General features: G+C 69.5%; 21 protein-coding genes and 1 pseudogene. 10 read left to right on the top strand and 12 right to left on the bottom strand.

Translation table 11 applies throughout. From position 1 onward, the window contains the following. Positions 1–209: 209 nt before the first annotated feature. Entirely contained in the window at positions 210–1,469 is a 1,260-nt protein-coding gene (locus tag ABD333_RS34370; RefSeq protein WP_344546720.1) for a M14 family metallopeptidase, read from the top strand. 72 nt (positions 1,470–1,541) lie between these two features. On the opposite strand, the gene ABD333_RS34365 is transcribed toward ABD333_RS34370, so the two are convergent. Then, the gene (locus tag ABD333_RS34365; RefSeq protein ID WP_344546719.1) at positions 1,542–2,678 is read right to left on the bottom strand and encodes an RDD family protein; all 1,137 of its coding nucleotides are present in this window, start codon (positions 2,676–2,678) and stop codon (positions 1,542–1,544) included. Between the two features lie 73 nt (positions 2,679–2,751). On the opposite strand from ABD333_RS34365, the gene ABD333_RS34360 reads away from it, so the two are divergent. Then, positions 2,752–3,747, top strand: a complete 996-nt coding sequence (locus ABD333_RS34360; RefSeq protein WP_344546718.1) for a stage II sporulation protein M — start codon at positions 2,752–2,754, stop codon at positions 3,745–3,747. 283 nt (positions 3,748–4,030) lie between these two features. Here the strand turns inward: ABD333_RS34360 and ABD333_RS34355 are convergent. The 10 genes and pseudogenes from ABD333_RS34355 to ABD333_RS34310 form a co-directional block, all read right to left on the bottom strand. Further along, positions 4,031–4,180: pseudogene (locus ABD333_RS34355) on the bottom strand (DUF397 domain-containing protein); the annotation flags it as partial. Between the two features lie 501 nt (positions 4,181–4,681). Further along, the gene (locus ABD333_RS34350; RefSeq protein WP_344546717.1) at positions 4,682–5,509 is read right to left on the bottom strand and encodes a protein kinase; all 828 of its coding nucleotides are present in this window, start codon (positions 5,507–5,509) and stop codon (positions 4,682–4,684) included. An 8-nt stretch (positions 5,510–5,517) separates the two neighbouring features. Continuing rightward, entirely contained in the window at positions 5,518–6,333 is an 816-nt protein-coding gene (locus ABD333_RS34345) for a radical SAM/SPASM domain-containing protein (protein ID WP_344546716.1), read from the bottom strand. Positions 6,334–6,626: 293 nt separating this feature from the next. Next, positions 6,627–7,484: a helix-turn-helix domain-containing protein gene (locus ABD333_RS34340; protein ID WP_344546715.1), complete on the bottom strand. Its 858-nt coding sequence runs from the start codon at positions 7,482–7,484 to the stop codon at positions 6,627–6,629. A gap of 10 nt (positions 7,485–7,494) precedes the next feature. Then, the gene (locus ABD333_RS34335; protein ID WP_344546714.1) at positions 7,495–8,007 is read right to left on the bottom strand and encodes a DUF6879 family protein; all 513 of its coding nucleotides are present in this window, start codon (positions 8,005–8,007) and stop codon (positions 7,495–7,497) included. 578 nt (positions 8,008–8,585) lie between these two features. Beyond that, positions 8,586–9,896: a DUF58 domain-containing protein gene (locus tag ABD333_RS34330; RefSeq protein ID WP_344546713.1), complete on the bottom strand. Its 1,311-nt coding sequence runs from the start codon at positions 9,894–9,896 to the stop codon at positions 8,586–8,588. Then, complete coding sequence (locus ABD333_RS34325; protein ID WP_344546897.1) at positions 9,896–10,855, bottom strand: AAA family ATPase; 960 nt, start codon at positions 10,853–10,855, stop codon at positions 9,896–9,898. The genes ABD333_RS34330 and ABD333_RS34325 overlap by 1 nt, the downstream gene beginning before the upstream one ends. Before the next feature lie 74 nt (positions 10,856–10,929). Beyond that, positions 10,930–12,168, bottom strand: a complete 1,239-nt coding sequence (locus tag ABD333_RS34320) for a DUF4350 domain-containing protein (protein WP_344546712.1) — start codon at positions 12,166–12,168, stop codon at positions 10,930–10,932. After that, complete coding sequence (locus ABD333_RS34315; protein WP_344546711.1) at positions 12,165–12,914, bottom strand: DUF4129 domain-containing protein; 750 nt, start codon at positions 12,912–12,914, stop codon at positions 12,165–12,167. The genes ABD333_RS34320 and ABD333_RS34315 overlap by 4 nt, the downstream gene beginning before the upstream one ends. Further along, positions 12,911–14,029: a hypothetical protein gene (locus ABD333_RS34310; RefSeq protein ID WP_344546710.1), complete on the bottom strand. Its 1,119-nt coding sequence runs from the start codon at positions 14,027–14,029 to the stop codon at positions 12,911–12,913. Before ABD333_RS34310 ends, ABD333_RS34315 begins: the two co-directional genes overlap by 4 nt. 310 nt (positions 14,030–14,339) lie before the next feature. On the opposite strand from ABD333_RS34310, the gene mtrA reads away from it, so the two are divergent. The 7 genes from mtrA (at position 14,340) to ABD333_RS34275 (ending at position 22,835) form a co-directional block, all read left to right on the top strand. Next, a complete protein-coding gene (gene mtrA, locus ABD333_RS34305; protein WP_151558308.1) occupies positions 14,340–15,017 on the top strand; it encodes an MtrAB system response regulator MtrA in 678 nt (225 codons plus the stop codon). Between the two features lie 55 nt (positions 15,018–15,072). Then, the gene (gene mtrB, locus ABD333_RS34300; protein ID WP_344546896.1) at positions 15,073–16,725 is read left to right on the top strand and encodes an MtrAB system histidine kinase MtrB; all 1,653 of its coding nucleotides are present in this window, start codon (positions 15,073–15,075) and stop codon (positions 16,723–16,725) included. Then, on the top strand, positions 16,722–18,506 hold the full coding sequence (locus ABD333_RS34295; protein ID WP_344546709.1) for an LpqB family beta-propeller domain-containing protein: 1,785 nt from the start codon (positions 16,722–16,724) through the stop codon (positions 18,504–18,506). The genes mtrB and ABD333_RS34295 overlap by 4 nt, the downstream gene beginning before the upstream one ends. 245 nt (positions 18,507–18,751) lie before the next feature. Further along, positions 18,752–19,294 carry a ComF family protein gene (locus tag ABD333_RS34290; RefSeq protein ID WP_344546708.1) on the top strand — a complete coding sequence of 181 codons (543 nt, stop codon included), beginning with the start codon at positions 18,752–18,754 and terminating at the stop codon, positions 19,292–19,294. Positions 19,295–19,966: 672 nt separating this feature from the next. Further along, positions 19,967–20,644, top strand: a complete 678-nt coding sequence (hpf, locus tag ABD333_RS34285; protein WP_344546707.1) for a ribosome hibernation-promoting factor, HPF/YfiA family — start codon at positions 19,967–19,969, stop codon at positions 20,642–20,644. A gap of 222 nt (positions 20,645–20,866) precedes the next feature. Further along, positions 20,867–21,574 carry a response regulator gene (locus ABD333_RS34280; RefSeq protein WP_344546895.1) on the top strand — a complete coding sequence of 236 codons (708 nt, stop codon included), beginning with the start codon at positions 20,867–20,869 and terminating at the stop codon, positions 21,572–21,574. Between the two features lie 79 nt (positions 21,575–21,653). After that, a complete protein-coding gene (locus ABD333_RS34275) occupies positions 21,654–22,835 on the top strand; it encodes a winged helix-turn-helix domain-containing protein (RefSeq protein WP_344546706.1) in 1,182 nt (393 codons plus the stop codon). Positions 22,836–22,972: 137 nt separating this feature from the next. On the opposite strand, the gene ABD333_RS34270 is transcribed toward ABD333_RS34275, so the two are convergent. Then, positions 22,973–23,311, bottom strand: a complete 339-nt coding sequence (locus ABD333_RS34270; protein WP_344546705.1) for an HGxxPAAW family protein — start codon at positions 23,309–23,311, stop codon at positions 22,973–22,975. A 183-nt stretch (positions 23,312–23,494) separates the two neighbouring features. Here ABD333_RS34270 and secA point away from each other — a divergent pair, with 183 nt between their 5' ends. Beyond that, positions 23,495–26,347 carry a preprotein translocase subunit SecA gene (secA, locus tag ABD333_RS34265; protein ID WP_344546704.1) on the top strand — a complete coding sequence of 951 codons (2,853 nt, stop codon included), beginning with the start codon at positions 23,495–23,497 and terminating at the stop codon, positions 26,345–26,347. The last annotated feature ends 5 nt before the right edge of the window (positions 26,348–26,352 follow it).

Here is a 26,352-nt window from a genome sequence, read left to right as displayed (position 1 = left end):
AGGCCGGTGAAATTTCAGTCCGATTTTGATTGGGACTGAACGGCGGCCACCAAAACCAGCCTTGACCTGCCCGGACGGCGAACTTGGCCTTCTATTGGGGCACGGCGGCCACCATTGTAAAAGAACGCCGTACCGGTCATCGTGACGGCACCCGCGAGCGCTCGTTCCTGTGGAAACCCCGCACATGCGAATGGCAGGTGTCCCGTCACATGGTGATCCCCCGAAGATTCGCTTCCATCGCCGCGGTCCTCGCGGCGTTCCTCATCGTCCTGGCCGGTCAGTCCGGTGCCGGAGCGGCGCCGCCGGCTCCCGACTCGCCGTCCAGGCAGTACCTGGTGACAGGTGCGACCACGGCCCAGCAGCGAACCCAGCTCGCCCGCACCGGCGCCGCGATCGACAACGTCCGCGCCGACGGCTCGGTCGAGGTCAGCGCCATCCCGGCCGAGGTCGGCGCCATCAAGCGGCTCGGGCTCAAGGTCAGCCTGCTCCCCGCTCCCGGCCCGGCTCCGCGCGCCGCCACCTCGTACCACACCTACGCCGAGACGCTGGCCGAGATCGACCAGGTCGTCGCCAACTACCCGCAGATCGCGCGCAAGTTCGTCGCGGGCAAGTCGTACCAGGGCAGGGACATCGTCGGCGTCAAGATCAGTGACAACGTCAATGCCGACGAGGCCGAGCCCGAGGTGCTGTACATCGCCAACATCCACGCGCGGGAGCGGCTCACCAACGAGCAGGCGCTCTACCTGATCGGCATCCTGACCAAGGAGTACAACGCCACCAGCCGCATCACCAACATCGTGAACACCCGGGAGATCTGGATCATCCCGATCTCCAACCCCGACGGCCAGGTCTACGACATGACCAGCGACACCTCGCCGGGCCGCATGTGGCGCAAGAACCGGCGGGGAAGCGGCATCGACCTCAACCGCAACTTCGCCTACCGGTGGGGCTGCTGCGGCGGCTCGTCGGGCAACACCGCCAGCGAGACCTACCGCGGCCCGTCGGCCGAGTCCGAGCCGGAAACCAAGGCCCTGGCCAACTTCACCCGCAGCCGGGTCGTGGGCGGCGTCCAGCAGCTGAAGATCTTCCTGGACATCCACTCCTACGGTGAGCTGGTGCTGTGGCCGTTCGGCTACACCTACGCCGACACCGTGCCCGGCGCGCTGTCGGCGGACGAGGAGGCGACCCACCGCACCATCGGACGCCAGATGGCGAGCTCCAACCGCTACACACCCCAGCAGTCCAGCGACCTCTACATCACCGATGGCACGACCGACGACTGGTTCTGGGGCAACCAGCGCATCTTCTCCTACACGTTCGAGATGTACGGCAGCAGCTTCTACCCGTCGCCGTCCATCATCGAGCGTGAGACCTCCCGCAACCGCGAGGCCCTGCTCACGCTGACCGAGTACGCCGACTGCCCGTACCGGGCCATCGGCAAGCAGCAGCAGTACTGCGGCACGCCCTAACCGATTCGGAACCCCCGCCGGCCGATCCCACCGGAGCCGCTAAGCCCCGGTGGGAACGGTCGGCGTGAGCCGTTACGGATGCTCCTGTGGAGGCCTAGGAGGCCCTTGCGGCGGAGGCCCCATGGGCGGGCCTTGCCGCGGATAGGGCGGCTGCTGACCCTGAGGCTGAGAGCCGTACGGGTAGGGGTGTGGCGGTGGATGACGCGGAGGTCCGGGCGGCGGCCGGTATCCAGGCGGTGGCTGGGTCAGGACTTCCTGGTACGGGCCGGAGCCGTAGTTGGTGGGAGGCAGGAACGCGGGACGGCCTGGCACGGGGCCACTGAACGGCGGCGGTGCGGGCGGACCCATAGGCGCAGCGGGCACGGGAGCCGGGCCCGCCATGGCCATCGCGGGGGCGGGAATGGCCTGACCAGGCCAGCCGGTCGGGTGTTGCCCGGCGATCCGCATCCGGCGGGCCCTGCGCTGCGCGAGCCGCCACTCGTCGCGGCGCCGCCGTTCGGCCAGGATGGCCGACAGCAGGATCTCGGGGCGTACGCCGGGCGGCGGGGGCGGGCTGACCAGGGCGGTGACCTGGTCGGTGATCCGCTGGCCCAGCGCGTCGCGCACCTCGGGCAGCAGGTCCCAGAAGCGGGCGAGGTACTGCCGGGCCGTCATCGCCAGCTCGTCCGGCAACTGCGAGAGCTCCAGCGTCTGAGCCCACCCGGCCAGCTGCGGCGGCATCACGGCGATCGGACCGTAGATCGACGTGCTGGACACCCGTTCCTGGATGACGACCGTGCCCGCGAAGAGGTCGCCCAGGCGCTTGCCGCGCTTGCTGAACAGCGACGCGAGCAACGCGGGAGCACCCGCCAGCGCCCAGAACTCCACGTACCCCGCCAGCGCTCGGACCAGCGCCTGCCGGAACCGGATCGGCCCGCCGTCGTCGGAGACGACCCGCAGCCCCAGCGCGAGCTTGCCGATCGTCCGGCCCCGGGTCATCGTCTCGAAGGCGCAGGGATAGCCCACCTGCACCACGACGGTGATCAGGATGACGAGCCCGGCGGTCCAGGCGTCGTCGGCGACCAGCGCCGTCATCTGCGCCAGCCCCAGCGCGAAGTTGAGGACCACGAGCTGGAGCATGAGGTCCAGCAGCAGCGCGCAGGCCCGGCTGGCGAGCCGCGCGACCTTGATCTCGACCGCGACGGCCTCACCGGTGACGAGCTCGGCCATGTACTCCTCCTGCGTCGGGCGCCGGGGAGGTCCATTTTGCCCGGTCGATGACCGGACACGTTACTCTCCCCAGGTGGACGTCGATGCCTATGTGGCCGCCCATAACGACGAATGGCAGCGTCTGGAGCGGTTGGTCAACAACAGCCGCAAGCTGACCGGTGCCGAGGTCGACGAGCTGGTCGAGCTCTACCAGCGCACCGCGACGCACCTGTCGGTGGTCCGGTCGGGCTCGCCCGATCCGCTGCTCGTGGGGCGCCTGACGTCCCTGGTGGCGCGTGGACGCGCGGCGGTGGCGGGCGCGCAGGCACCGATGTGGCGGGACGTCTCCCGGTTCTTCAGTGCCTCGTTCCCGGCCGCCGCGTACCGGCTGCGCTGGTGGTGGGCCGGCAACGCGCTGCTCGGCAACCTGCTCGCCCTGGCGCTGGCCGTCTGGATCGTCAAGAACCCGGAGGTGCAGGCCGCGATCGGGACGCCGAGCCAGATCCGGGACATCGTCGAGAACGACTTCGCCAACTACTACACCGAGCACTCGGCGGCGTCGTTCGCGTTCAAGGTCTGGATCAACAACGCCTGGGTCTCCGCGGTCGCCCTGATCTTCGGAATCCTGCTGGGCATTCCGACGATCATCGTCCTGGTCGCCAACCAGCTCAATCTCGGGGTGATGGCCGGGCTGATGATCGCCCACGGCAAGGGGGACGTGTTCTTCGGGCTGATCCTGCCGCACGGGCTGCTGGAGCTGACCGCGGTCTACCTGGCCGTCGCCGCCGGGCTGAAGATCGGCTGGACCATCGTCGACCCGGGCCGCCGGCCCCGTGCCCAGGCACTCGCCGAGGAGGGCCGGGCGATGATGAGCATCGCGCTCGGGCTGATCGTCGTCCTGCTGGTCTCCGGGCTGATCGAGGGCTTCGTGACCGGCTGGGTCCACAACACCTGGCTCCGCATCGGCATCGGCGTGGTCGCCGAGGTCACGTTCCTGGCGTACGTCATCGTGCTCGGCCGCCGCGCCGTCCGCGAGGGTGAGACCGGAGAGAGCCCCGAACGTCCCGACACCGTCCCCACCGCAGGCTGACCGAACGGACCAAAGCCCCGCTGCCCCTAAGCGAATCGGTCCCTCGCTTCGCTCGGAGCTGCGCTCATTGGGGCTCCGCCCCAAACCCCAGCGGGGAGCTCCGCCCCCCGCACCCCCCGTGTCACGCTCCGCTGTATCCAGAAGAGCGAGAAGAATCCCAGAGCGCTCCGCCGGATCCAGGCTCTTGCCTGGCGGTTACCCACCGCAACATCGGACACCTCGCAGAAGGTTTCACGCATGGAAAAGGCCGCCTCGTCAGCGGCCTTCCCCCTTCGGTTCTCTTCTAGAGAGCCTTCACAGCCTTGAGGAGAGAGCCCAGCGCCTTACGGCTCATCTCCAGGTATGGCATGTCGGGGGCCTTGCTTTCTCTGAGGCCCACGGTGTCAGTGGCGAGCGATGTCAGCTCAACGCAGGTGCCGCCTCCGCCTCCCTCGCTGTAGGAAGACGAAGAGACAGGAGATCATCAAATGCCCAGCATCGACCGGCCACGCGAGCCATCCGAGAGCGACACCGCCAGACGGACGAGCGATGCGGCGATGACGCGTCTCAACGCGTTGTTCGCCGCCGCCCGCGCGCACAAGATGCCCGTAGAGGTCACCTCGGCGGACGGTGGCCAGAACTACTACATCAGGGGAAAGCCCCACGACAGGTCGTTGTCGGCCTGCAGGTCGGCCAGCGCCTGCCCGAACCGGTCCTGCCGGCTGATGCCAGTGGCCTGGGAGCGCATCATCTTCGCGGCGTGCCGGTCGAAAACCTCTGCCAGTCTGGAAGCGCCGAGCCCACACGAACCAGGTTCCGAACCATCAGCCGGCCGGAGGTGCCGCTGTATGCGTTAGTGGGCTACCTACAAACGATCGACACGAAACCGGCGCCAGCTCGACCAGGCCGGGAGCGCTTTGCGGCAGACTGACTGTGGAAGTACTACACGCTGGTTTCAGCGAGGGGCGTCGTAGACCTGGTCACGGTCTACCGGGACATCTCGATATGCCGCCCATTCGTGAGCGGCTGTCGCCATGGCTTGGAGCCATGTTGCGTCAGGGTTCCGGTCTGCGAACCTGCGGTACATACGCAGATTCGCGGCAGCGAAGGCGTCGATTGCTTGGCGGTCTGCGTTCGTCCAAGCCGCGCATTCAGCCGCCCACGTCTCAGCGGGTCCGGCGTCGTGCCCGGCCGCTATCAACTGCACGACCAGACAAGCGGGATCGATGAACGCCGCACCATGGGTTGGCCACGACCAGTCAACGGCCCATGTGCTGATCTGCCCGATCAAGAGGTTGTCGGGGTTGATGTCGGTGTAGAGCAGGCTCTGACCCTGGAACAGTTCGGCGTCGGCTTCAGTGGCGAAGCGGTTCCATCGCGTCTCATGCCAGCCCTGGGCGATCTCGGGTAGATAGAGTTCGCCGATCCGGTTGAGGATGTCGATGATCGCTGGCAGGTCTGCCGATCCTGGTGTGAAGTCCGAGCGGCGTCCTTCGATGACCTCGAATCCGAGCGCGATCCACTCGGAATCTTCGGCCTGCCACCGCAGCGCCGGAGAGATAGGCACCACGAAGGGGTTGATGAGTCCTTCCCGGATCAGAGAGTCGCGGCGTCCGCCGGGCCGGTTAGGGACGGCCTTGACGAAGAACGCTCCCTTCTCGCAGTCGACCAGGGCTGTGACGGCCGAGTTGTTTCCCCGCGAGGTCGGCTGCATCTCGCTCACGTCGCCCGTGTGCGGATGGATCAGCGCGGTGAACTCCGAGCCGGGAAGGCTGGGACTCATCTAGTCCTTCACGTCCTTGGGTCGCATGAGCTACCTGGAGAGCCAGGACTGCACTCTTCGTTGTCAGGGTCGCAGCCGTCGCCTGAACCGGCGACGCATCGGATGGAGGCGTTGGCCTGGGCCATGGCAGTGCCGCCGACGATATCGGCCAGCGACGTGGTATGGACGTTCCCCACGCTCATCCAGGCGGACATGACACATGGGGAGACGTCCCCGGTCGGGCTGATCGACGCCTTGCCGGTGCCGCACTGACCGCACAGTTCAGCCATGTCCGGAGGCTGCCCCTGGGCGGCTCGGCCGAACTGTCGAGCACGATCGACGCGGATCTTGGTCACTCCCAGGGCCTCCAGCTCTCGTCGAGCCTGGCTCACGCGCTGCGTGTCGCTGACGGCCACGATGCCGACTCGCATCGAGACACCGAGCCCGAGCGCCTTTTCGATGTTGGCCCGTGTCCGCGCATGGCTCGGACGGCCGGTGATCGCGTTGTGCTCGTCGGCGTCGTCGGAATAGTACGACGTGGCGCCTGATACCCGGTCGCGCTGGAACAGGTTCCACCACCCGTCGGAGACGTGGACAAGGTTGCTGAAAACCTCGACGTCCAAGCCCAGGTCCAGGGCGTAGGCGACCAGTTCAGCGGCGTCGGGGAGCATCGTCGGCTCACCGCCGATGAGCTGGATCTTGCGGGTGCCCACACCCGCCGCCTGGTCCACCACGCGGACCCAGTCCTCACGGGTCATCGTGCCGTGCGTTCCTTCCGTGCCCGACGCGTTGTAGCAGTGCACGCAGCCGAGTGGACACTGTCGAGTCAGGTCAAGCCACAGCAATCTTGGCGCGGTCACCTCGGTAGGCGGTTCAAGAACAGCTGTCACGGCTTCCTCCTCAAGAAAGCCCCGGGGCGCGACTGGTTATCACGCCTGCTGCCTCCAGACGGACGGGTCACGGGGTGCCGTTGGGAACGAACTGACACCGCCCGCCGGAGGAGTCTCTACGGTGGGGAATGCTCCGGCGTATCAGCGCACTGAGGGCAGCCAGCCATCACATGTACGGTCTGTGAAGGTGTTCGTCGTGATTCCGCTGCCTCATGCACAGGACGCTAAGCGCCTGTTCAGGGCCAGCTCTAGAAGGTTTCACCAGATTGCAAGCGGATCTTCGCGGCCTCGATCAGTTCTCGGGCTGCGTGGCCGTACACAGCCTGTTCGCGAAGCAGATTGAACACCTTCACGAAGAACGCGATCTCATCCGGCCTTGAAGCGCGAAAGGCGCCAGACCACATATCGCTCCGCACCATCGCGTCATCGAAGATGTAGAAGCACTCGCCACCCCATACCTTGCGGGCGGGGCCGGAGGGGATGATGCCCAGGGCAACGTTCGGCAACCGTGTCACGGTCAAAAGGAAATCGAGCTGTTCGCACATCACCTGGGCATTGCCGTACACGTAGCCGAATACGGCGGACTCCACAACGAATGAATACCTGTTGCCGGTACCGGCCGTCACAAGGTGCTGGCGCGACAAACGCGCCTGCACGGCAGCTTCGATCTCGTCTGTGGGCAGTCCGTACAACATGGCGTTGATCGTCAACAGCTCACGCACGTAGGAAGGCGTCTGCAAGATGCCTGGGACCACGATGGCCTCGTAGGCGCACAGTCGCTTTGTGCGTTCGTACAGCGGAGTCCCTGCCGCCTGAAGGTTTCGTTGTCCCTGCCGGAGCGCCTGCCGGTGTTCTACCCACATTTGCCCCACCTCGCGGTGGACAGCGATAAACTCCGGAATCTGGCGGGCTACGCCGCAGGCGATGCACCAGGCCCGGATGTCATCCTCAGACGGGTTCTGCCGGGCATGCTCGATTCGGGACACCTTCGTGGGATGCATCCCGGTCGCCTCTGCCAACTCCCGGCCTGTCAGCCGTGCGTCCTTACGCATATCCCGAAGTCTGATCCCGAACGCCTTCCTGGCGGCGGCGGCCGATTCGGACACGCGGAGGGCCCTATTCGGGGTGGTAGTCGCGGTGCGGCGTCGCGAGTGTCCATGCTGTCGCGAACGCATCAGCACAAAACCGCACAACGGCCGGGTCAGCGCTGTACTGGATGTCTGCCCGGTCTCCCGTTCCGTCCAGAATGTTGAACATTGCGGCGAGCCCATCCAGCACGAAGCAGTCATTGCCCGGTAGAGCGACCGCCGACACGAGCCGCCTGGGCAGCCAACGCAGTTCTTCCCCGGCATCCACGGCGACCCCGCTGAACTCCACGGCCATCCGCTGATACTCCGAGAGCGGCTCGGACACCACCCGCACCCGGCGCCAAGACCGGCCCGACGCGAGCATGTCGGCGATCTCCTCAGCGGTCTCCGCGTAGGCCGCCTTCACGACGTCGTGATCTCCGCACCGGTATGCCTCCAGAGTTTCCGCGTCCATCGCGTAGTGGTCACGAAGCTCCAACTTGACCACGTCGCGGGCGGAGCTAAGCAGTTCCCCCCGCCGCTGGGCCGAGATCGACTCCATATCGCTCCTTCACGTACTGGCGCACGAACGGGTCCATCAGGGTGTCAGGGACTTCGACGAGCGTCTCGGACGGTTTCAGGCCGTGAAGTTGAGCCCTGATCCCCTCTCCAGCCGGCTCCTCCCCCTGCACTCCCCACGTGTCCCGATTAGTCCTGTAGATGGTCGGACAGTCCTGCGTTCCCTTGGAATTAAGGTCCTTGACGTAGAAGGTAAGACGAAGATCGTCATCCAGATTGGGGGATTGCATCAGATTGCATCTCCAGGAGGAGCTTCACCTGAGAACCTTCAAGCCGTCAAGACGCCGATCGGCCATTCATCTACTCCTCCACGGCACGTACGCACGATCCCGCGAACAGGCTCGAATGAAGCCAGGAAGATCCTCTGATGGCCCGAACACAGAAGCCCCGGTCTACTTCGCCATACGCCAAAAAGAATGATCTAGAGGACACTCTGGAGTGGAAGGGGCGGGGGTCTGGGGGCGGAGCCCCCAGCTGGGGTTTGGGGCGGGAGCCCCAATGGGGGGAGCCCCGAGCGGAGCGAGGGACCTTGCCTTTGGGGGCCTTTGGGAGCCGGGTGCGTCAGAGGCGGCCGCCGGCCTTGAGGGCCAGGTACGCGTCGGCGAGGGCGGGGGCCAGCTGGTCCGGAGGGGCGTCGACGACCTCGACCCCGTACTTGCGCAGCTCGGCGGTGAGGCGGCGGCGTTCGGCCCGGGCGTGCTCGGCGGCCGCGGCGTCGTACACGGCGGCCAGGTCGCCGCGCGCGGCGGCCATCTCGCCCACGCGCGGGTCGGACACCGAGGCGATCATCAGCAGATGCCGCGCGGTGAGCCGCGGCAGTACGGGCAGCAGGCCTTCCTCGATCGCGGCGGTGTTTAGCTCGGTCAGCAGCACCACCAGGCAGCGCTGCCGGACCCGCGACATCAGCGTGGAGACCATCCCGGCGGCGTCGCACTCGATCAGCTCCGGCTCGATCGGCGCGAGGGCCTGCACCATGGCGGGCAGCAGGTCGGTGCGCGAGGCGCCCTCCACCCGGGCGCGCAGGCGGCGGTCGTAGGCGAGCAGGTCGACGCGGTCTCCGGCGCGGGACGCCAGGGCGCCGAGCAGCAACGCCGCGTCCATCGAGCAGTCCAGGCGCGGGATGTCGCCCACGCGTCCGGCGGACGTGCGGCCCGTGTCGAGGACGAGGTAGATGCGGCGGTCGCGCTCGGGACGCCACGTCCGTACGACCACGTCGGCGCGGCGCGCGGTGGCCCGCCAGTCGATCGAACGCACGTCGTCGCCGTCGACGTACTCCCGCAGCGAGTCGAACTCGGTGCCCTGGCCACGGATGAGCGCCACGTGCTGCCCGGTGAGCTCGCGCAGCCTGGCCAGCTTGGCGGGCAGATGGCGGCGCGACGGGAACCCGGGCAGCACGCGCAGCGTCCAGGGCGCGGAACGCGACAGCTGCCGGGCGGCCAGCCCCAGCGGGCCGACCGACCGGACCGTCACGGTCACCGCCTTGCGGTCGCCGCGCCGCGACGGCACCAGCGTCATGTCGACGCGGCGGCGTTCTCCCGGCGGCACGTTGACGATGACCGTGCGCCCGTCCCCGGAGCCGTCCGGGGTCGCGTTGGCGCTCGGCGGCCAGACGTCGCGCAGGCGCGCCTTCACCCGGCGGTCACCGAGGTTCTCGACGATGAGGGCCACGTGCGCGGTCTGGCCGAGCCGTACGTTCGTGTCGCCGGTCCGGTGAAAGCGCAGCGCGCGCACGTTGCCGGCCAGTGCCAGGTCGAGCAGCACGCCGAGCAGCAGGACGCCCCAGATCGCCAGCAGCGTCCACCAGCTCGGCAGGAAGATCGGGACGGCCGCGGCGAGCAGCGCGAGCAGCCCCAGGCGTCCGGTCAGTGCCATCAGCGCGGTGCGGGGACGTGGGCGAGGATGCCCTCCAGCACGCCGTCCGCGGTCGCGCCCTCAAGCTCGGCCTCGGGACGCAGCTGCGTCCGGTGGCGGAGCGTCGGGCGGGCCAGCGCCTTCACGTCGTCCGGGGTCACGTAGTCGCGGCCGGACAGCCACGCCCACGCCCGCGCCGTCGCCAGCAGCGCGGTCGCGCCACGCGGCGAGACGCCCAGCTGCAGCGACGGGGACTGCCGGGTGGCCCGGCAGATGTCCACGACGTAGGCCGCGACCTTGGGATCGAGGTGGACGCCGCGCACGGCGGCGCGTCCGGCGGCGAGCTCGGCCGCGCCCGCGACCGCGGTGACCGCCGACAGGTCACGCGGGTCGAACCCGGCGGCGTGCCGCTGCAGCATCGCGATCTCCTCGTCGCGGGCCGGCACCGGAACGGTCAGCTTCAGCAGGAACCGGTCGAGCTGGGCCTCGGGCAGCGGGTAGGTGCCCTCGTACTCGATCGGGTTCTGCGTGGCGCAGACGACGAACGGGTCGGGCAGCGGGCGGGCGGAGCCCTCGACCGACACCTGCCGTTCCTCCATCGCCTCCAGCAGCGAGGCCTGCGTCTTGGGCGGCGTCCGGTTGATCTCGTCGGCCAGCAGCAGGTTGGTGAACACCGGGCCCTCGCGGAACTCGAACTCCGCGGTCCGGTTGTCGTAGATCAGCGAGCCGGTGACGTCACCGGGCATCAGGTCGGGCGTGAACTGCACCCGCTTGAAGTCCAGGTCGAGCGCGTGCGACAACGTACGGATCATCAGCGTCTTGGCCGTGCCGGGCACGCCCTCCAGCAGCACGTGGCCCCGGCACAGCAGCGCGATGACCAGGCCGGTCACCACCGAGTCCTGGCCGACGACCGTCTTGGCCACCTCGGCGCGCAGCGCGGTCAGCGCCGCCCGCGCGCTCGCGGCCTGCTCGGTGTCCACCGCGGCCGGGGCCCCGGTGTACCCCGGCGTGTCGGCGGGCGGCCCGCCGTCCTTGGCGAGCTCCACGGGATTGTTCACGATTGCCGAACCTGCCTTTCCAGGTCGTCGAGGACGTCGGCGAGCCACACCAGCTGCGCGTCGTCCGCGGGCTCAGGACCGTACAGCGCCCCGCCGACCGCCGTCTCATCGGCGTCGGTGCGGCGGGCGACCGCCGCGACGATCTCCGTCGCGGCGGCCGGGTCCTGCGCGGCGCCGCGGGGCAGGCCGAGCAGGGGAACGAGCCGTTCGAGGGCGCCCGCGCGCAGGGCGGCGGCGGCGCGGTCCCGGGCGTGGTGGGCACGGTACAGCCGGGCGCGTCCCTCGACCGTCTCGGCGGAACGGACGGCGACCGGCAGCGCCTCGGCCACCACCGGGCCGAGCCGCCGCGCCCGCCACAGCGCGATCAGCACGACCGCGACGATCAGCTGGAAGAAGAACAGGTTGACGCCGAGCGGGAGCAGGTCGCGGATCGACCGGTCGCCGCCCGTGCCCGCCGCCGGGAGGTCGGGGATCAGCCAGACCACGGACGAACGTGCGCCCGCGAGGTTCATCGCCAGCGCCGCGTTGCCCTCGTCGGCGAGGTACCTGTTGGTGAGGGGGGCGGCGGCGCCGAGGACCGTCACCGTCCGGCCGCCCGCCGTGGCGGCCGGCAGCTGGACGACCCGCGGGTACTCGTCGGCGCGGTAGCAGCCGGTCGCGCCGCGCGGCGGCTCGTAGGTCTCCGAACGCCCGAAGTCGACCTTGCCCGCGAGCGTGGCCGCCGGCAGCGAGCAGCCCGGCTCGGCCACGTCCTCGAAGGACTCGGCCGCCGGCGACACGCCGGGCGCCAGCGCCTCCAGCAGCCTGCGGCTCGGCTCGACCAGCAGGACGTCGCCGGACGCCCCGCGCAGGCGGTCGACGTCGGCGGATGTGAGGCGCTCCGGCCTGGTGACCACCAGGACGGAGGAGGGGCCGGTCCGAGACACGGCGTCGGTCGCGCCGCGCGCCACCGTCACGGGGGTGCCTCGCTGCTTGAGGAGCTCGACGAGGGCCCGGCTGCCGCCGGGGCCGGGCTCGGTCGGGTCGAGGAACTGCGGCGTGACCGTCGGCTTGAGCGCGGCGAGGATGATCGCCACGAGCACCATCGCGAGGATCACGAAGACGATGCCGCGCGATGTCCGCCAGCGGCGCACCGCGACCTGCCGCGCCGTCGTCTCGCCGCTGCCCGCGCCTCCGCTGCTGGGAGCCGGGCCGCCGGACGAGGGCCGCGCGGGCGCGCTGATCGTGTCGCTCATCGTCCTTCACCGCCGGTCTCAGCCGGAACGTACGGTGCTCGCCAGCTGCCCGCCGCGGCTTCCGCGCCCTGGAGGACGCCTCCGCCGCCGCCCTCCGCATCGCCGCCGTCCTGGTCGCTGTCCTTGAGCGGGCGGGGACGGGTGGCGCGGACACGTTCCTCAAGCGCGGTCAGCGTGGCGTAGCCCTCCGCCGTGCCCGGCCGATCGCCGTACCAGACGTCGTCGAAGATCCGCACGCCCGCGAGCAGCTCGGCGGCCAGATCCGGCAGCGCCTGCCCGGCCTCGGCGGCCAGTTCGTCGGCGGTCCGGCCCGGCCTCGGCCCGAGGATGGCCCGCTCCTCCAGATCACGGGCGATGGCGCGCAGCCGTTCCCGGATCGCCTCCGCCCACTCGCCCGCGGCGGCGTGCCGTTCGGCGGCGTCGCGGTGGTCGCGCGCCGCGGAGGGCGTCTCCTCAAGGAGCGGCGCCTTGCGGGAACGGGTGTTGCGGCGGCCGCGCATGAGCCACACGACGATCGCGATCGCCGCCGCCAGGATCAGGACGATGATGAGGATCGAGATCCAGCCGCCGCCGTTGCCGTGCGCCTGCGGCGCCGAGGCCTCGCTGAACAGGCCGTTCAGCCAGTCGGTGAAGCGCTGCCACAGCCGTTCGAGCCAGGACGGCCTGTCCTGGTTGTAGATCGGCTTGTCGAGCTCGCGGCGGGCCAGCTCCCGGGCCTCGTCCCGCCCGATCGGATCGATGATCATGAGAAGCCCCGGGGGTCGGCGGGCGGCGGGGGCTGGGTGATCAGCGGGCTGGGCCGCCACAGGTCGAAGAATCCGTCATCGCCGGAGCCGCCGCCCGCGGGAACGGACTCGGCCGCGTCGTGCGCCGCCTGCTCCGCCGCGCGGCCCGGCGCGTGCACCGGATCGTCGGGAGGCCGGGTGCGCAGGTCGAGGTCCAGGCCCTCGCGGCGCATCCGGCGGTCGAAGTAGAGCAGCGCGATCACTCCCGCGTCGAACGGCAGCACCACCGACCAGCTGACGATGCGGCCGGCCGTGTCCAGGGCGAGCTTCAGGACCAGCTCGGTGCCGTGCGGGTCCCGGTCGAAGAAGATCATGTCGATGACCAGGAAGGGAATCCGCAGCGCGAGGAACCCCATGAAAAACGTGATCATCATGGTGAGCAGCAGCGTGCCGCAGGTCCGCCACCAGCGGCCCCGCGACAGCGCGGTGGCCCGCCGCAGCGCCCCGGTGAACGTCTGCCGCTCCAGCACCACGGCGGGCGCGGCCAGCAGCAGCAGGTTGTACAGCCAGACCATGAGGGCCACGCCCGCCGGGATCGCGATGACCCCGGCCAGCACGGTCAGCGCCGGATGGGCCTCGGCGGCGACGAGCAGGGCGAACGGGACCATCGGCAGCACCAGGCCGGCCAGCGAGGCGAGGATGATCACGGCCGAGACGGCGGCGAGGCGGCCCAGCCGGGGCCGGGTGTCGCGCCAGGCCTGCCGCAACGAGGCGGGCCGCTCGAACATGCTGCGGCCCAGCACCGGGCCGAGGAACCCCGCCAGCAGGATGATCCCGTACGCCGACAGGGTCATGCCGAGCGCGCCGAGCCAGAGCTGGGTGCCGACGTCCTGCCAGAACCTGCTGCGCGTGATGCCGCCGCTCGCCTCGGGCCCCACCAGGTAGTAGGCCGTGAGCGAGCCGATCACCTGGATCACCGTGGTCACCGCCACGGCGGAGCCCAGCGCCGCCCGCGGATGGCGGCGGATGCCGGCGATCGCGCCGTCCATCATCTCCGAGATCGACATCGGCCGGAACGGGACGTCGCCACCCAGCAGGGGGGCGTCGCCCGGCTCCCAGCCTTTCGGTCCCGGCATCTCTCTGCTCCCAGTGCGTCCCGGTGCGGTGGCGAACGTGCGAAGTGCGGCCTGTCGAAGTTCTCGTCATCCTGTCATGAGCCAAGGGAGGCTTGTCCGCACAAAGGGCGGGTGACGGGAGCACATCCCCACCGGTGTCGGAATTCAGGGCGAATCCAGGTCAACCCGCGGCGGCGTTCGGGAGTCCCTGTTTACGATCCGGCCTTCCGGGACGGGTCATGTACAAGGCAAACGCGGGTAACCTTGCACGCCAAGGTGTGTTTCTCACCACCCCACTCCACCGAACCCCGACTTTGTGACGATGAGGGCCATGAGAGGACGTGTACTGGTCGTCGATGACGACCTCGCGCTCGCCGAAATGCTTGGCATCGTGCTGAGGGGCGAGGGCTTCGAGCCGTCGTTCGTCCACGACGGCGACAAGGCGCTCGAAGCGTTCCGGGAGACGCGGCCCGATCTCGTGCTGCTCGACCTGATGCTTCCCGGCGCGGACGGCATCGACGTCTGCCGCCAGATCCGCGCCGAATCCGGCATCCCGATCGTCATGCTGACGGCCAAGAGCGACACCGTCGACGTGGTCCTCGGGCTGGAGTCGGGCGCCGACGACTACATCGTCAAGCCGTTCAAGCCCAAGGAACTGGTGGCGCGCGTCCGCGCCCGCCTGCGCCGCACCGACGAGCCCGCGCCCGAGACCCTGCTGATCGGCGACATCACGATCGACGTGGCGGGGCACTCGGTGAAGCGGGGCGACAAGCACATCCCGCTCACCCCGCTGGAGTTCGACCTGCTGGTCGCCCTGGCCCGCAAGCCGCGCCAGGTGTTCACCCGCGAGGTGCTGCTGGAGCAGGTCTGGGGCTACCGGCACGCCGCCGACACCCGCCTGGTCAACGTGCACGTGCAGCGGCTCCGAGCCAAGATCGAAAAGGATCCGGAGCGGCCGGAGATCGTCGTCACCGTCCGCGGTGTCGGCTACAAGGCGGGACCGGCCTAGCCGGCCCCGTCCAGGCCCCCCCGGTGAGCAGCAGGAAACCACGGCCATGGCGGCCATGAGCGCGATCGGCAGGACGGCGATCAAGCGGAACGTGCGGCGCGGGCTCGTCACGTTCCGCCGGGTCGTGCGCGGTGTGGCCCGGCGTCTCTACACGCGGTGGCGCCGCTCCATCCAGGTCCGGGTGGTCACCTCCACGCTCGTCATCTCGGCGATCGTGGTGGCGATCCTCGGTGTCTTCCTGCAGCTGCGGATCACCGCGGCGCTCATGGACACCAAGACCAACACGGCGATCGGCCAGCTCGACGAGGGCCTCGCCGCGGTCCGGCGCGAGCTGGCGAGCTCCGCCGAGACCGGCAGCCGGGTCGAGAGCGTGGTCAACGGGCTCCGGGCGCGCAGCGGCCCGTCCGGCCTGTACGAGGTCTACATCCGCGACACCACCAACGAGTTCGTCGACGGCTGGGGCACCAACGGCCTGGAGCCCGAGAGCGTGCCCCGGCGATTGCGCGAGGAGCTCTGGCAGGCGAAGGCCAATGCCCGCTTCACCACCGCCAGCACGTACGGGACGCTGCGCTACACCGACTCCGAACGGCCGTCGCAGCGGGGCCTCATCGTGGGCGGACGGGCAGGGCAGTTCGAGCTCTACTACCTGTTCCCCCTCACCGAGGAGCAGCGGACGCTGACCGAGGTGCAGCGCACCCTGATCGTCGTCGGCGCCGTTCTCGTGCTGCTGCTGGCCGCGATCGCCTCGCTGGTCACGCGGCAGGTCGTCATCCCGGTGCGGCTGGCGGCCCAGGGCGCCCAGCGGCTGGCGGCCGGGCGGCTGGAGGAGCGGATGCGCGTGCGCGGCGAGGACGACCTGGCCCGCCTCGCCACCTCGTTCAACGACATGGCCGCCAACCTCCAGGACAAGATCGGCGAGCTGGAGGAGCTGTCGCAGGTGCAGCGGCAGTTCGTGTCGGACGTGTCGCACGAGCTGCGCACGCCGCTGACCACCATCCGCATCGCCGCCGACATGCTCTACGAGCACCGCGACACGTTCGAGGACGCGTCGGTGGGACGGTCGGCGGAGCTGCTGCAGAGCCAGCTCGAACGGTTCGAGTCGCTGCTGGCGGACCTGCTGGAGATCAGCCGCCACGACGCCGGGGCCGCGACGCTGGACGCCGAGTCGGTCGACGTCCGCGACCTGGTGCTGCGCGCCGTGGGCGACTCCCAGACGCTGGCCGAGCGCAAGGGCAGCAAGGTGGTGCTCCAGCTGCCGGGCGAGCCGTGCATGGCCGAGGTCGACCGCCGCCGGGTCGAACGCATCCTGCGCAACCTGCTGGTCAACGCCGTCGAGCACGGCGAGGGCGAGGACATCGTGGTGTCGGTCGCCGCCGACCGCGACGCGGTGGCGGTGGCGGTGCGCGACCACGGCGTCGGACTGAAACCGGGGGAGGGCCAGATGGTGTTCGACCGGTTCTGGCGTGCCGACCCGGCGCGCGCCCGTACCACCGGCGGCACCGGCCTCGGCCTGTCGATCTCCCGCGAGGACGCGCAGCTGCACGGAGGCTGGCTGCAGGCCTGGGGCGAGCCCGGGGTGGGCTCGCAGTTCCGCCTGTCGCTGCCGCGGGTCGCCGGGGCCGAGCTGCGCGGCTCGCCGCTGCCGCTCGTACCGCCGGGCGCCGGGGCCTCGCGGCCCCTGTTCGCGGAGCTGGAGGTGGGCGAGTGATCGGCTTCTCGTGCCGTGCCGTCCTCGTGACCGCCGCGGTCGTGACGGCGTGCGTGAGCGCCGGCGCGACCGGCTGCGCGACCGTGCCCAGCGGCGGCCGGGTCCTGTCCGGCAAGGCCGCCGACCGGGCCGAGCAGGCCGATGACCAGTACGTCCGGCTCATCCCGGTCCGGCCGCGGGCGGGCTGGTCGCCGACGCAGATCGTCTCCGGTTTCCTGTACGCGTCGGCGAGCTTCGACGACGGGCACAGGGTGGCGCGCGAGTACCTCGCCGGCAACACCAACTGGCAGCCCGGCTCCCGGCCCACGGTCACCGTCTTCCGCGACGCCAGGTTCGAGCCGCGGACCGAGAAGGTGAGCGACACGCAGGCCACCGTGAAGCTCACGGGAGACCAGCTCGGCGTGATCACCGCCGACGGCCAGTACACCGCCGATCCCCGGTCGGTCGACGTCACCTTCCAGCTGACCCGCACCCGGCCGGGAACGTGGCGGATCACCGGGCTGCCCACGGAGGTGCTGCTCACCAAGGCCGACGTCGACCGCGCGTTCCGCTCGATGAACCTGTACTTCTTCACGCCCGACCGGACCCGGCTCGTTCCCAACGGGATCTTCCTGCCGGTGGCCAACCGGCGGCACCTGGCCTCCCACCTGGTCCGGGCGCTGCTGGCGGGGCCGACGTCCTGGCTCAGCCCCGCGGTGGTCAACGCATTCCCGGCCGGCACCAAGCTGCGCGGCGGCGTCGGCATCGACGACGGCGTCGCCACCATCGACCTCAGCCGTGAGGCCCGCGGCGCCGATCCGGAGCAGATGTCGGCCCAGCTCAGCTGGACGATGCGCCAGCTGCCCGAGATCAAGCAGTGGCGGCTCAAGATCGACGGCAGGGAGGTCGCGCCCGACGGCCACAAGGCCACCCAGCCGATCCAGTCCTGGCAGGAGTACACCCCGGACGGCGACGAGGTGCTGAGCACCGACACGCCCTACTTCATCGGGTCCAAGGGCCTGCTGAGCGGGCTTGCCGCCGGCAAGGAGAACCCGCTCACCCAGAGCCTCGCCCACCGCCTCATACGCCCCGCGGTCGCGCCCGACATGGCGGAGGCGGCCGGCCTGAGCCAGGACCGCGGCCAGGTGCTCCTGACCGAGGGCCTGCAAGAGGCACGAGCGCTCCAGACGCTGCTGACGCACCGGCGGCCCGGTTCGTACTTCACCGCGCCCACGTGGGATCGCAGCAACCAGCTGTGGGTGGTCGAGACGGCCAAGAACAAGTCCTGGCTGTGGATGCGCAAGCGCGGCCAGCCGTTCCGGCAGGTCGAGATCTGGGGCCTCGACGGCCGTGAGGTCCTGGCGTTCCGGGTGGCCCGCGACGGCGTCCGGGCCGCCGCGATCGTGAAGGTCGACGGGCGCACCCAGGTACAGCTCGGGCGCATCGACTACGAGGAGAACGGCGCCGTCAACGCGGGCGGGTTCCTGCCCGTCAGCTCCGAGCTGGAGGCCGCCATCGACCTGGCCTGGCGCGAGTTCGGAACGCTCGCCGTACTCGGGCGCAGGCGGTCCGAGTCCCAGGTACTGCCTTACCTCGTCCCGGTCAGTGGCAGCGCCATAAGCCCGCTGGGCGGCGGTATCCAGGGCGAGCCCAAATCCATCGCCGCCTCACCCGGCGCGCCTGTCTACATCGGCACCCGCAATGGCCCGCGCAACCGGATCTGCTACCAGCAGTCGGCCCGTGACCAGTTCAGCGAGTGGACCTGCCCCATCGACGGCTCCGATCCCAGCTATTCCCGCTGAGAGTTATCCACAGTTCGCTTGAGCTCTGGTGTTGCCTCGGGCCATCGGACATCGTCGTCCGCATGTTGTCGGCCATGGGGTTGCTTGACACCGTTCTGGACCTGGTTCTTCCGCAGGCTTGCGCTGGCTGCGGCATCCGCGACCGGTCCCTCTGCGGGCCTTGCGGAGAGCTTTTGGGCGGAGCTGCTCGCCAGGTGCGGCCCGCCCCTGCTCCGCCCGGGCTTCCGCCGCTCTGGACCGTCTCGATGTACGAGGGCGTTGCCCGCGCCGTGATCGTCGCGCACAAGGAACGGGGCCGTACGGCCTTGGCCCGCCCGCTTGGCCGGGCCCTCGCCCGGAGCGTCCTCGCCGTCCTCGCCGCCCTGGAGGCCGGCGCACGGGGCATGGGCGGCTCTGAGAGCGCCGTGGAGAGCACGGGAGTGCCGGTCGTGGTGCCGGTGCCGTCCTCGGCTGCGGTGGTGCGGCAGCGTGGACATGACGCGACCGGCCGGATGGCCGCCGTGGCGGTTCGGGAGATCCACGCCGCGGGCGTACGGGCCGTACGGGTGAACGCGTTGCGGCAGAGGCGGCACGTGGCCGATCAGGCGGGGCTGTCCGGCACGGCGCGCTCGGCCAACCTGGCCGGCGCCTTCGAGGTGGTGAGTCCGGTGGCGGGAAGGCGGGTCGTGGTGGCCGACGACGTGGTCACGAGCGGGGCGACCCTGGCGGAGGCGGCGCGGGCTCTGCGGGCGGCCGGGGCTGACGTCGTCGGCGGTGCGACCGTCGCCGCGACGCCACGAAGATGGTGACCACCTGGGCATGGTGACTTTCTTCACTCGCGGCTGCCGAGGCGGCAACTAGTTACCCACAGTCACGGAACATCGCCCGACATGTCGCGAGTGGGTAGATGCTTGCGGTATCAACGGTCACGTGCCGTCATCATTACGGTCGAATTTTCCAAACTCACCGGGTGGTCAGATGCCTGTGACCTGGGTCGGTGCCGAGGTCGGCAGGCCCTGTGCACGCGGGGATTCACGGCATGTGAGCGCCGTCGAGGGGACGTTCGAGAGTGGCGATCTGACCTCGCCCGATGACGGTGTGTGAGTTTTTCCTCCGTTCACCCCCCTGACATTCGTGGCGTAAGGGGTTAGCGTTCCTGACATGGCACCCGCCCGGGTCCGTGGTTGCGTCGGATCGCAGTGCTCTGAGAGGGCACGACAGGCGGTCCGGCTAGCCGATGCCAGGCGCAGGCGAAACGGCCCACGTAAGGCGACTTCTCGTCGACCGATCACGGTGCGCCTTAGAGGTAAGTCCTGCCTCGCCGGGGGATCCGATATCCCCCGAAGCGAGAGAAGGGCAGTAGTGGCGAAAGCGCCGCGAGCCCCTCAGCAGGCGGATGTGGGGACGAAGACCAGGTCGGCCGGGCGGGTGCGACCCCGAACAACGGGAGCCCGTTATTTCCGGGAGAAGGGGGGTCCCGCGTGGACATCATCGTGAAGGGCCGCCGTACGGACGTCAACGACAGGTTCCGGCGGCATGTCGACAACAAGCTCTCCAAGATCGAGAAGCTGAACCAGAAGGTCATCCGCGTCGATGTGGAGGTGTCGCAGGAGCGTAATCCCCGCCAGGCCGACCGGCGTGAGCGGGTCGAGCTCACGATCCACCAGACCGGGCCGGTCATCCGGGCCGAGGCCGCGGCGGACGATCGATACGGTGCCCTGGACCTGGCGCTCGACAAGCTCGAGTCCCGGTTGCGCCGTGACAGCGACCGGCGCAAGGTCCACAAGGCCCACCACGGCAAGTCCCCGGCGAAGCTGGCCACCATGGAGCAGCTGCCGCCCGAGCTCCCGGCCGAGCCGGTCGCCCCGGCCACCGCGACGAAGGTCGCCGAACCCGAACCCGACTTCGACGCCTACGAGCCCGCCGACCTCGCGGCGGACGAGCATCTCGTCCCGATCTCCATGGAGGGCGACGGTCCCATCGTCGTCCGCGAGAAGTTCCACAAGGCCGAGCCCATGGGCATTGAGCAGGCTCTCTTCGAGATGGAGCTGGTGGGCCACGACTTCTTCCTCTTCCGCGACAAGGCCAGCGGTCAGCCCTCCGTCGTCTACCGGCGGCGCGGCTGGGACTACGGCGTCATCCGCCTTGTCGAAGAGTGATGTGGCACATGCGTCACGTCACCGTCCAGAGCATGTCATGATCTAGAAAGCGCAAGCCGCGGACGCGGAGTCCGGGGCCCGTCCTCGCCGGACGGCCCCGGACTCCGCTCCACACGACCCAAGATCACGCACAGTGAAGGGGGGAAGCGGCGTCTCCTCCACGTCGCGACTCAGGTGAGCGAGAATCCCGAGACTCGCGGCGCCGCGGCGGTACCCCGTCAGGTGGCCGCCGGCGACTCCGCCGCGGCCGACAGCGAGGCCGCCGCCGATCCGATCCGGGTCCTGATCGTCGACGATCACGCGCTCTTCCGGCGCGGCCTTGAGATGGTCCTGCAGGGCGAGGCCGACATCGAGGTCATCGGCGAGGGCGGCGACGGCCACGAGGCCGTGCAGATGGCGGGCGACCTGCTCCCCGACGTCGTGCTGATGGACATCCGCATGCCGCGCCGCTCCGGCATCGAGGCCTGCACGGCGATCAAGGACGCGGCGCCCAGTGCCAAGATCGTGATGCTGACCATCAGCGACGAGGAGGAGGATCTCTTCGAAGCGATCAAGGCGGGGGCCAGCGGCTACCTGCTCAAGGAGATCTCCATCGACGAGGTCCCGCAGGCGGTCCGCGCCGTGTACGGCGGCCAGTCCCTGATCAGCCCCTCGATGGCGTCCAAGCTGATCACCGAGTTCGCCTCCCTCGCCAAGCGCAGCGAGGAGCGCACCCAGCAGGTCCCGGCGCCCCGGCTGACCGAGCGCGAGATGGAGGTGCTCCGCCTGGTGGCCCGCGGCCTGGGCAACCGGGAGATCGCCAAGGAGCTCTTCATCTCCGAGAACACCGTGAAGAACCACGTCCGCAACATCCTGGAGAAGCTCCAGCTGCACTCCCGGATGGAGGCCGTGGTCTACGCCGTCCGAGAGAAGCTCCTAGAGATCACCTGACCCTGGCCACCGCCACCGGCGCCACCGCCACCGCCACCGCCGAAGGCGTTTTGTCGGTGTCGTGCCTTACGATCGCGGCGTGAGCCACGTTGAACTGACCGCCGACGAAGTCCGCCGCCTCCAACTGCGCGCGCAGGGCCTGCTGGGCGCCGCCGGACGCCGCGGCGGGGGAGTCCCGGCCCTGCTGGAGCACCTCGGTGCCGTCCAGCTCGACACGATCTCCGTGCTCGCGCGTTCCCACGAGCTCGTCCCGTACTCCCGGCTGGGCGCGGTCGGGCGCGCGACCGTCGAGGACGCCTACTGGGGCGGCGGCGCGACCTTCGAATACTGGGCCCACGCCGCCAGCATCCTGCCCATCTCCGAGTGGCCGTCGTTCGCGTTCCGACGTCGCGCCTACCGCGCCCGGGGGCTGCGCTGGCACAAGGTCCCCGACGGACCGCGTGAGGAGATCCTTGGGCGCCTCCGCACCGACGGGCCGCTCACGACCAAGGAGCTCGGCGGCGCCAAGGCGGGCGGCGACTGGTGGCAGTGGAGCGACGCCAAGATCGCGATCGAGTGGCTGCTGGACATCGGCGAGGTGGTCTGCGTCCAGCGCGTCGGCTGGCGGCGCGTCTACGACTTGGCCGAACGAGCCGTTCCCGAGGAGCTCCTCGCTCAGGACCCGGACGACCAAGCCTGCCTGACCCGCCTGGTCTCCCACGCCGGGCGCGCCCTGGGCGTCGGCACCCGCGCCGACCTGGCCGACTACTTCCGGCTGAGGGGCGACCAGGTGGCCTCCGTCATCGACGCCACGGAGCTGGTTCCCGTCCGGGTGCACGGGTGGAAGCATCCCGCGTGGGCAGATCCCGAGGCGCTGGCCGCTCCACCACGGGGCAGGCACGCCACCACTTTGCTGTCCCCGTTCGACTCCCTGGTCTGGGACCGTGCCCGCACCTCGCGCGTCTTCGGGTTCGACCACCGGCTTGAGGCCTACGTTCCCAAGGCCAAGCGCGTGCACGGCTACTTCGCCATGCCCCTGCTGGCAGGCGGCCGGCTCCTGGGCCGCGTCGATCCCGCGCGCGAGGGCAAGACCCTCATCGCCCGCCAGGTCTCTCTCGAACCGTGGGCGACCGCGACACCCGCCCGCACCGAGACCACCCTTCAGGCCCTCTCCACCGCCCTCTGGCAAGCCGCCACCTGGGTCGCCTGCGACAACGTCCGGGTGGAAAGGCTCGACCCGCCCCACCTGCTCCCCGCCCTGAACCTGTCCGCGGCCAGCTGAGCCGAGGTCGGCCGGGTGAGACAAGGCGCTGAGGCGCGGCTGGGCCAGCTGAGCCGAGGAACGCGGAAGCCCGCCTTGCGTCGGTCGGCAAGACGGGCTGCTCGGCTGGAAAACCCGGGATCGAGCCGGGCGGAAGCTCAGCCGTGCGGTGTCTGGTGCGGATCGGTGGCCTTGGGCTTGTCGAGCGTTTCGCCCGCTTTGCCGCCGCGGCGCCGGTCGGTCCGGCTGCCGAAGAGGGAATAGTCCACGATCTCCGGGATGACACGCGGAGCGTCCACCACCACGTCGGAGAAGATGTGGACGGCGCCCATCACCACGCTGCCGACCACGACGATCGCGGCCCCTATCCAGAAGACCACCCAGTTGGGGCCCAAGGTCAGGGCCACCCCACCCACCACGAAACCGATGAAGACGATCGTGACGGCGACCCACGAACTGGGCCGGCCGGCATGCGATCCGAACGACTCGTCAGACATCAAGCGCCTCCCCTCAGGTGCATTTGTAGATCTTCCGCGTAGCGCGCCGATCAAACAGAACGCGGCCTGGATTGCGCCGTCGCGTGAGCTAGACCATCCTTGGACTCGCCTACGATGGCATCGTACGTGTGGTGTGCGTGCCGCTGGTCGCGGTGAACCACGATCTGCAAGGAGCCTCCGAGAGTGCCGCCAGTCATCGATAAGATCCTTCGCGCGGGCGAAGGCAAGACCCTGCGCAAGCTCAAGAAGCTCGCGGATCAGGTCAACTCGATCGAGGAAGACTTCCTCGAGATGAGCGACGCCGAGTTGCGTGAGCTGACCGACAAGTACCGGGAGCGCATCGCCGAGGGCGAGACCCTGGACGAGCTGTTGCCCGAGGCGTTCGCGACGGCTCGAGAAGCCGCCAAGCGGGTGCTCGGCCAGCGCCACTATGACGTTCAGGTCATGGGTGGCGCCGCGCTGCATCTGGGCAACATCGCGGAGATGAAGACCGGTGAGGGCAAGACCCTCACCTGTGTGCTCCCCGCCTACCTGAACGCGCTGTCCGGCGACGGCGTCCACGTGGTCACGGTGAACGACTACCTGGCCAAGCGCGACGCCGAGTGGATGGGCCGCATTCACCAGTTCCTGGGTCTCGAGGTCGGCGTCATCCTCCCGCAGATGACGCCGGAAGAGCGGCGCGCCGCGTACAACGCCGACATCACCTACGGGACCAACAACGAGTTCGGCTTCGACTACCTGCGCGACAACATGGCGTGGAGCCTGGACGAGTGCGTCCAGCGCGGCCACAACTTCGCCATCGTCGACGAGGTGGACTCGATCCTGATCGACGAGGCCCGGACGCCGCTGATCATCTCCGGCCCGGCCGAGCAGAACTCCAAGTGGTTCGGCGAGTTCGCCAAGATCACGCCGCGGCTCAAGCGGGCCGAGCTGGTCAGCACCGCCGGCCAGGTCGACGAGTACGGCCCCGGCGACTACGAGGTCAACGAGAAGAAGCGCACGGTCGGCATCACCGAGGCCGGTGTCGAGAAGGTCGAGGACTGGCTCGGCATCGACAACCTCTACGCGCCCGAGAACACGCCGCTCGTCTCGTTCCTCAACAACGCCCTCAAGGCCAAGGAGCTCTACAAGAAGGACAAGGACTACGTCGTCATGAACGGCGAGGTCCTGATCGTCGACGAGTTCACCGGCCGCATCCTGCACGGGCGCCGCTACAACGAGGGCATGCACCAGGCCATCGAGGCCAAGGAGGGGGTGGCGATCAAGGACGAGAACCAGACGCTCGCCACGATCACCCTCCAGAACTACTTCCGTCTCTACGGCAAGCTGTCCGGCATGACCGGTACCGCCCAGACCGAGGCGGCGGAGTTCAACAAGACCTACAAGGTCAACGTCGTGCCGATCCCGACGAACCAGCCGATGATCCGCGATGACGTGGCCGACGTCGTCTACAAGACCGAGCAGGCCAAGTTCGAGGCGTGCGTCGAGGACATCGCCGGGCGGCACGAGAAGGGCCAGCCGGTCCTGGTCGGCACCACCTCGGTCGAGAAGTCCGAGCGCCTGTCCAAGATGCTCAAGCGGCGCGGCATCCCGCACCAGGTGCTGAACGCCAAGCACCACGAGCAGGAGTCGGCGATCGTCGCCGAGGCGGGCCGCAAGGGCGCCGTCACCGTCGCCACCAACATGGCCGGTCGAGGCACCGACATCATGCTCGGCGGCAACCCCGACTTCCGGGCCGACCTGGAGTTGCACCAGCGCGGGCTCAGCCCGCTGGAGACGCCCGACGAGTACGAGGCCGCCTGGCCCGAGGCCCTCGACAAGGCCAAGGAGGCCGTCCAGGGCGAGCACGAGGAGGTCGTCGACGCCGGCGGGCTCTACGTCCTCGGCACCGAGCGGCACGAGTCGCGCCGTATCGACAACCAGCTGCGCGGCCGGTCCGGCCGTCAGGGCGACCCGGGCGAGTCCCGCTTCTACCTGTCCCTTGAGGACGACCTGATGCGGCTGTTCAACTCCGCCCGCGTTGAGTCGATCATGACCCGGCTCAACATCCCGGACGACGTGCCGATCGAGTCCAAGATCGTCTCGAACGCCATCAGGTCGGCGCAGAGCCAGGTCGAGCAGCAGAACTTCGAGATGCGCAAGAACGTCTTGAAGTACGACGAGGTGCTCAACCGCCAGCGCACGGTCATCTACGCCGAGCGCCGCCGCGTGCTCGAAGGCGCCGACCTGCACGAGCAGGTCCGCCGGATGATCAACGAGGTGGTGGACGGCTACGTCGCGGGCGCCACCGGCGAGGGCTTCGCCGAGGAGTGGGACCTCGACAAGCTGTGGAAGGCGTTCAAGCAGCTCTACCCGATCTCCATCACGGTCGAGGACCTGAGCGAGGAGGTCGGCGGCGACATCTCCGGCCTCGACGCCGAGACGCTGGCCGAGCGCATCCGCGACGACGCCAACGCCGCGTACGACAAGCGCGAGGAGGAGCTCGGCTCCGAGGTCATGCGCGAGCTCGAACGGCGCGTGGTCCTCTCGGTGCTCGACCGCAAGTGGCGCGAGCACCTCTACGAGATGGACTACCTCCAGGAGGGCATCGGCCTGCGGGCCATGGCGCAGCGCGACCCGCTGGTCGAGTACCAGCGCGAGGGCTTCGACATGTTCAACGCCATGCTCGACGGCATCAAGGAGGAGTCGGTCGGCTACCTCTTCAACCTCGAGGTCGAGGTCGAGGACCAGCCGCAGACCCCCACCGTCGGGGCCGCCCCGGTCGAGGTCTCCAAGACCGCGGAGCCCGCGGACGACGCCGAGGTGGACGAGGTCCCCGAGGACGACGCGCCGCACATCAAGGCGAAGGGGCTCGACGAGCCCAAGCGCCCGGCCAAGCTGGACTACACCGGCCCCACCGTCGACGGTGAGGGCGGCGTGGAGACCCACAGCGAAGACGCTGCGGACGAGTACGCCGGCGTCGGCCGCAACGACCCCTGCCCCTGTGGTTCGGGCCGGAAGTTCAAGCGCTGCCACGGCGACCCGCGCAACAACTGATCGAC

Source organism: Actinomadura fulvescens (assembly GCF_039533225.1).
GTDB lineage: Bacteria > Actinomycetota > Actinomycetes > Streptosporangiales > Streptosporangiaceae > Spirillospora > Spirillospora fulvescens.
This window is presented reverse-complemented; position numbering and strand designations above follow the sequence as displayed.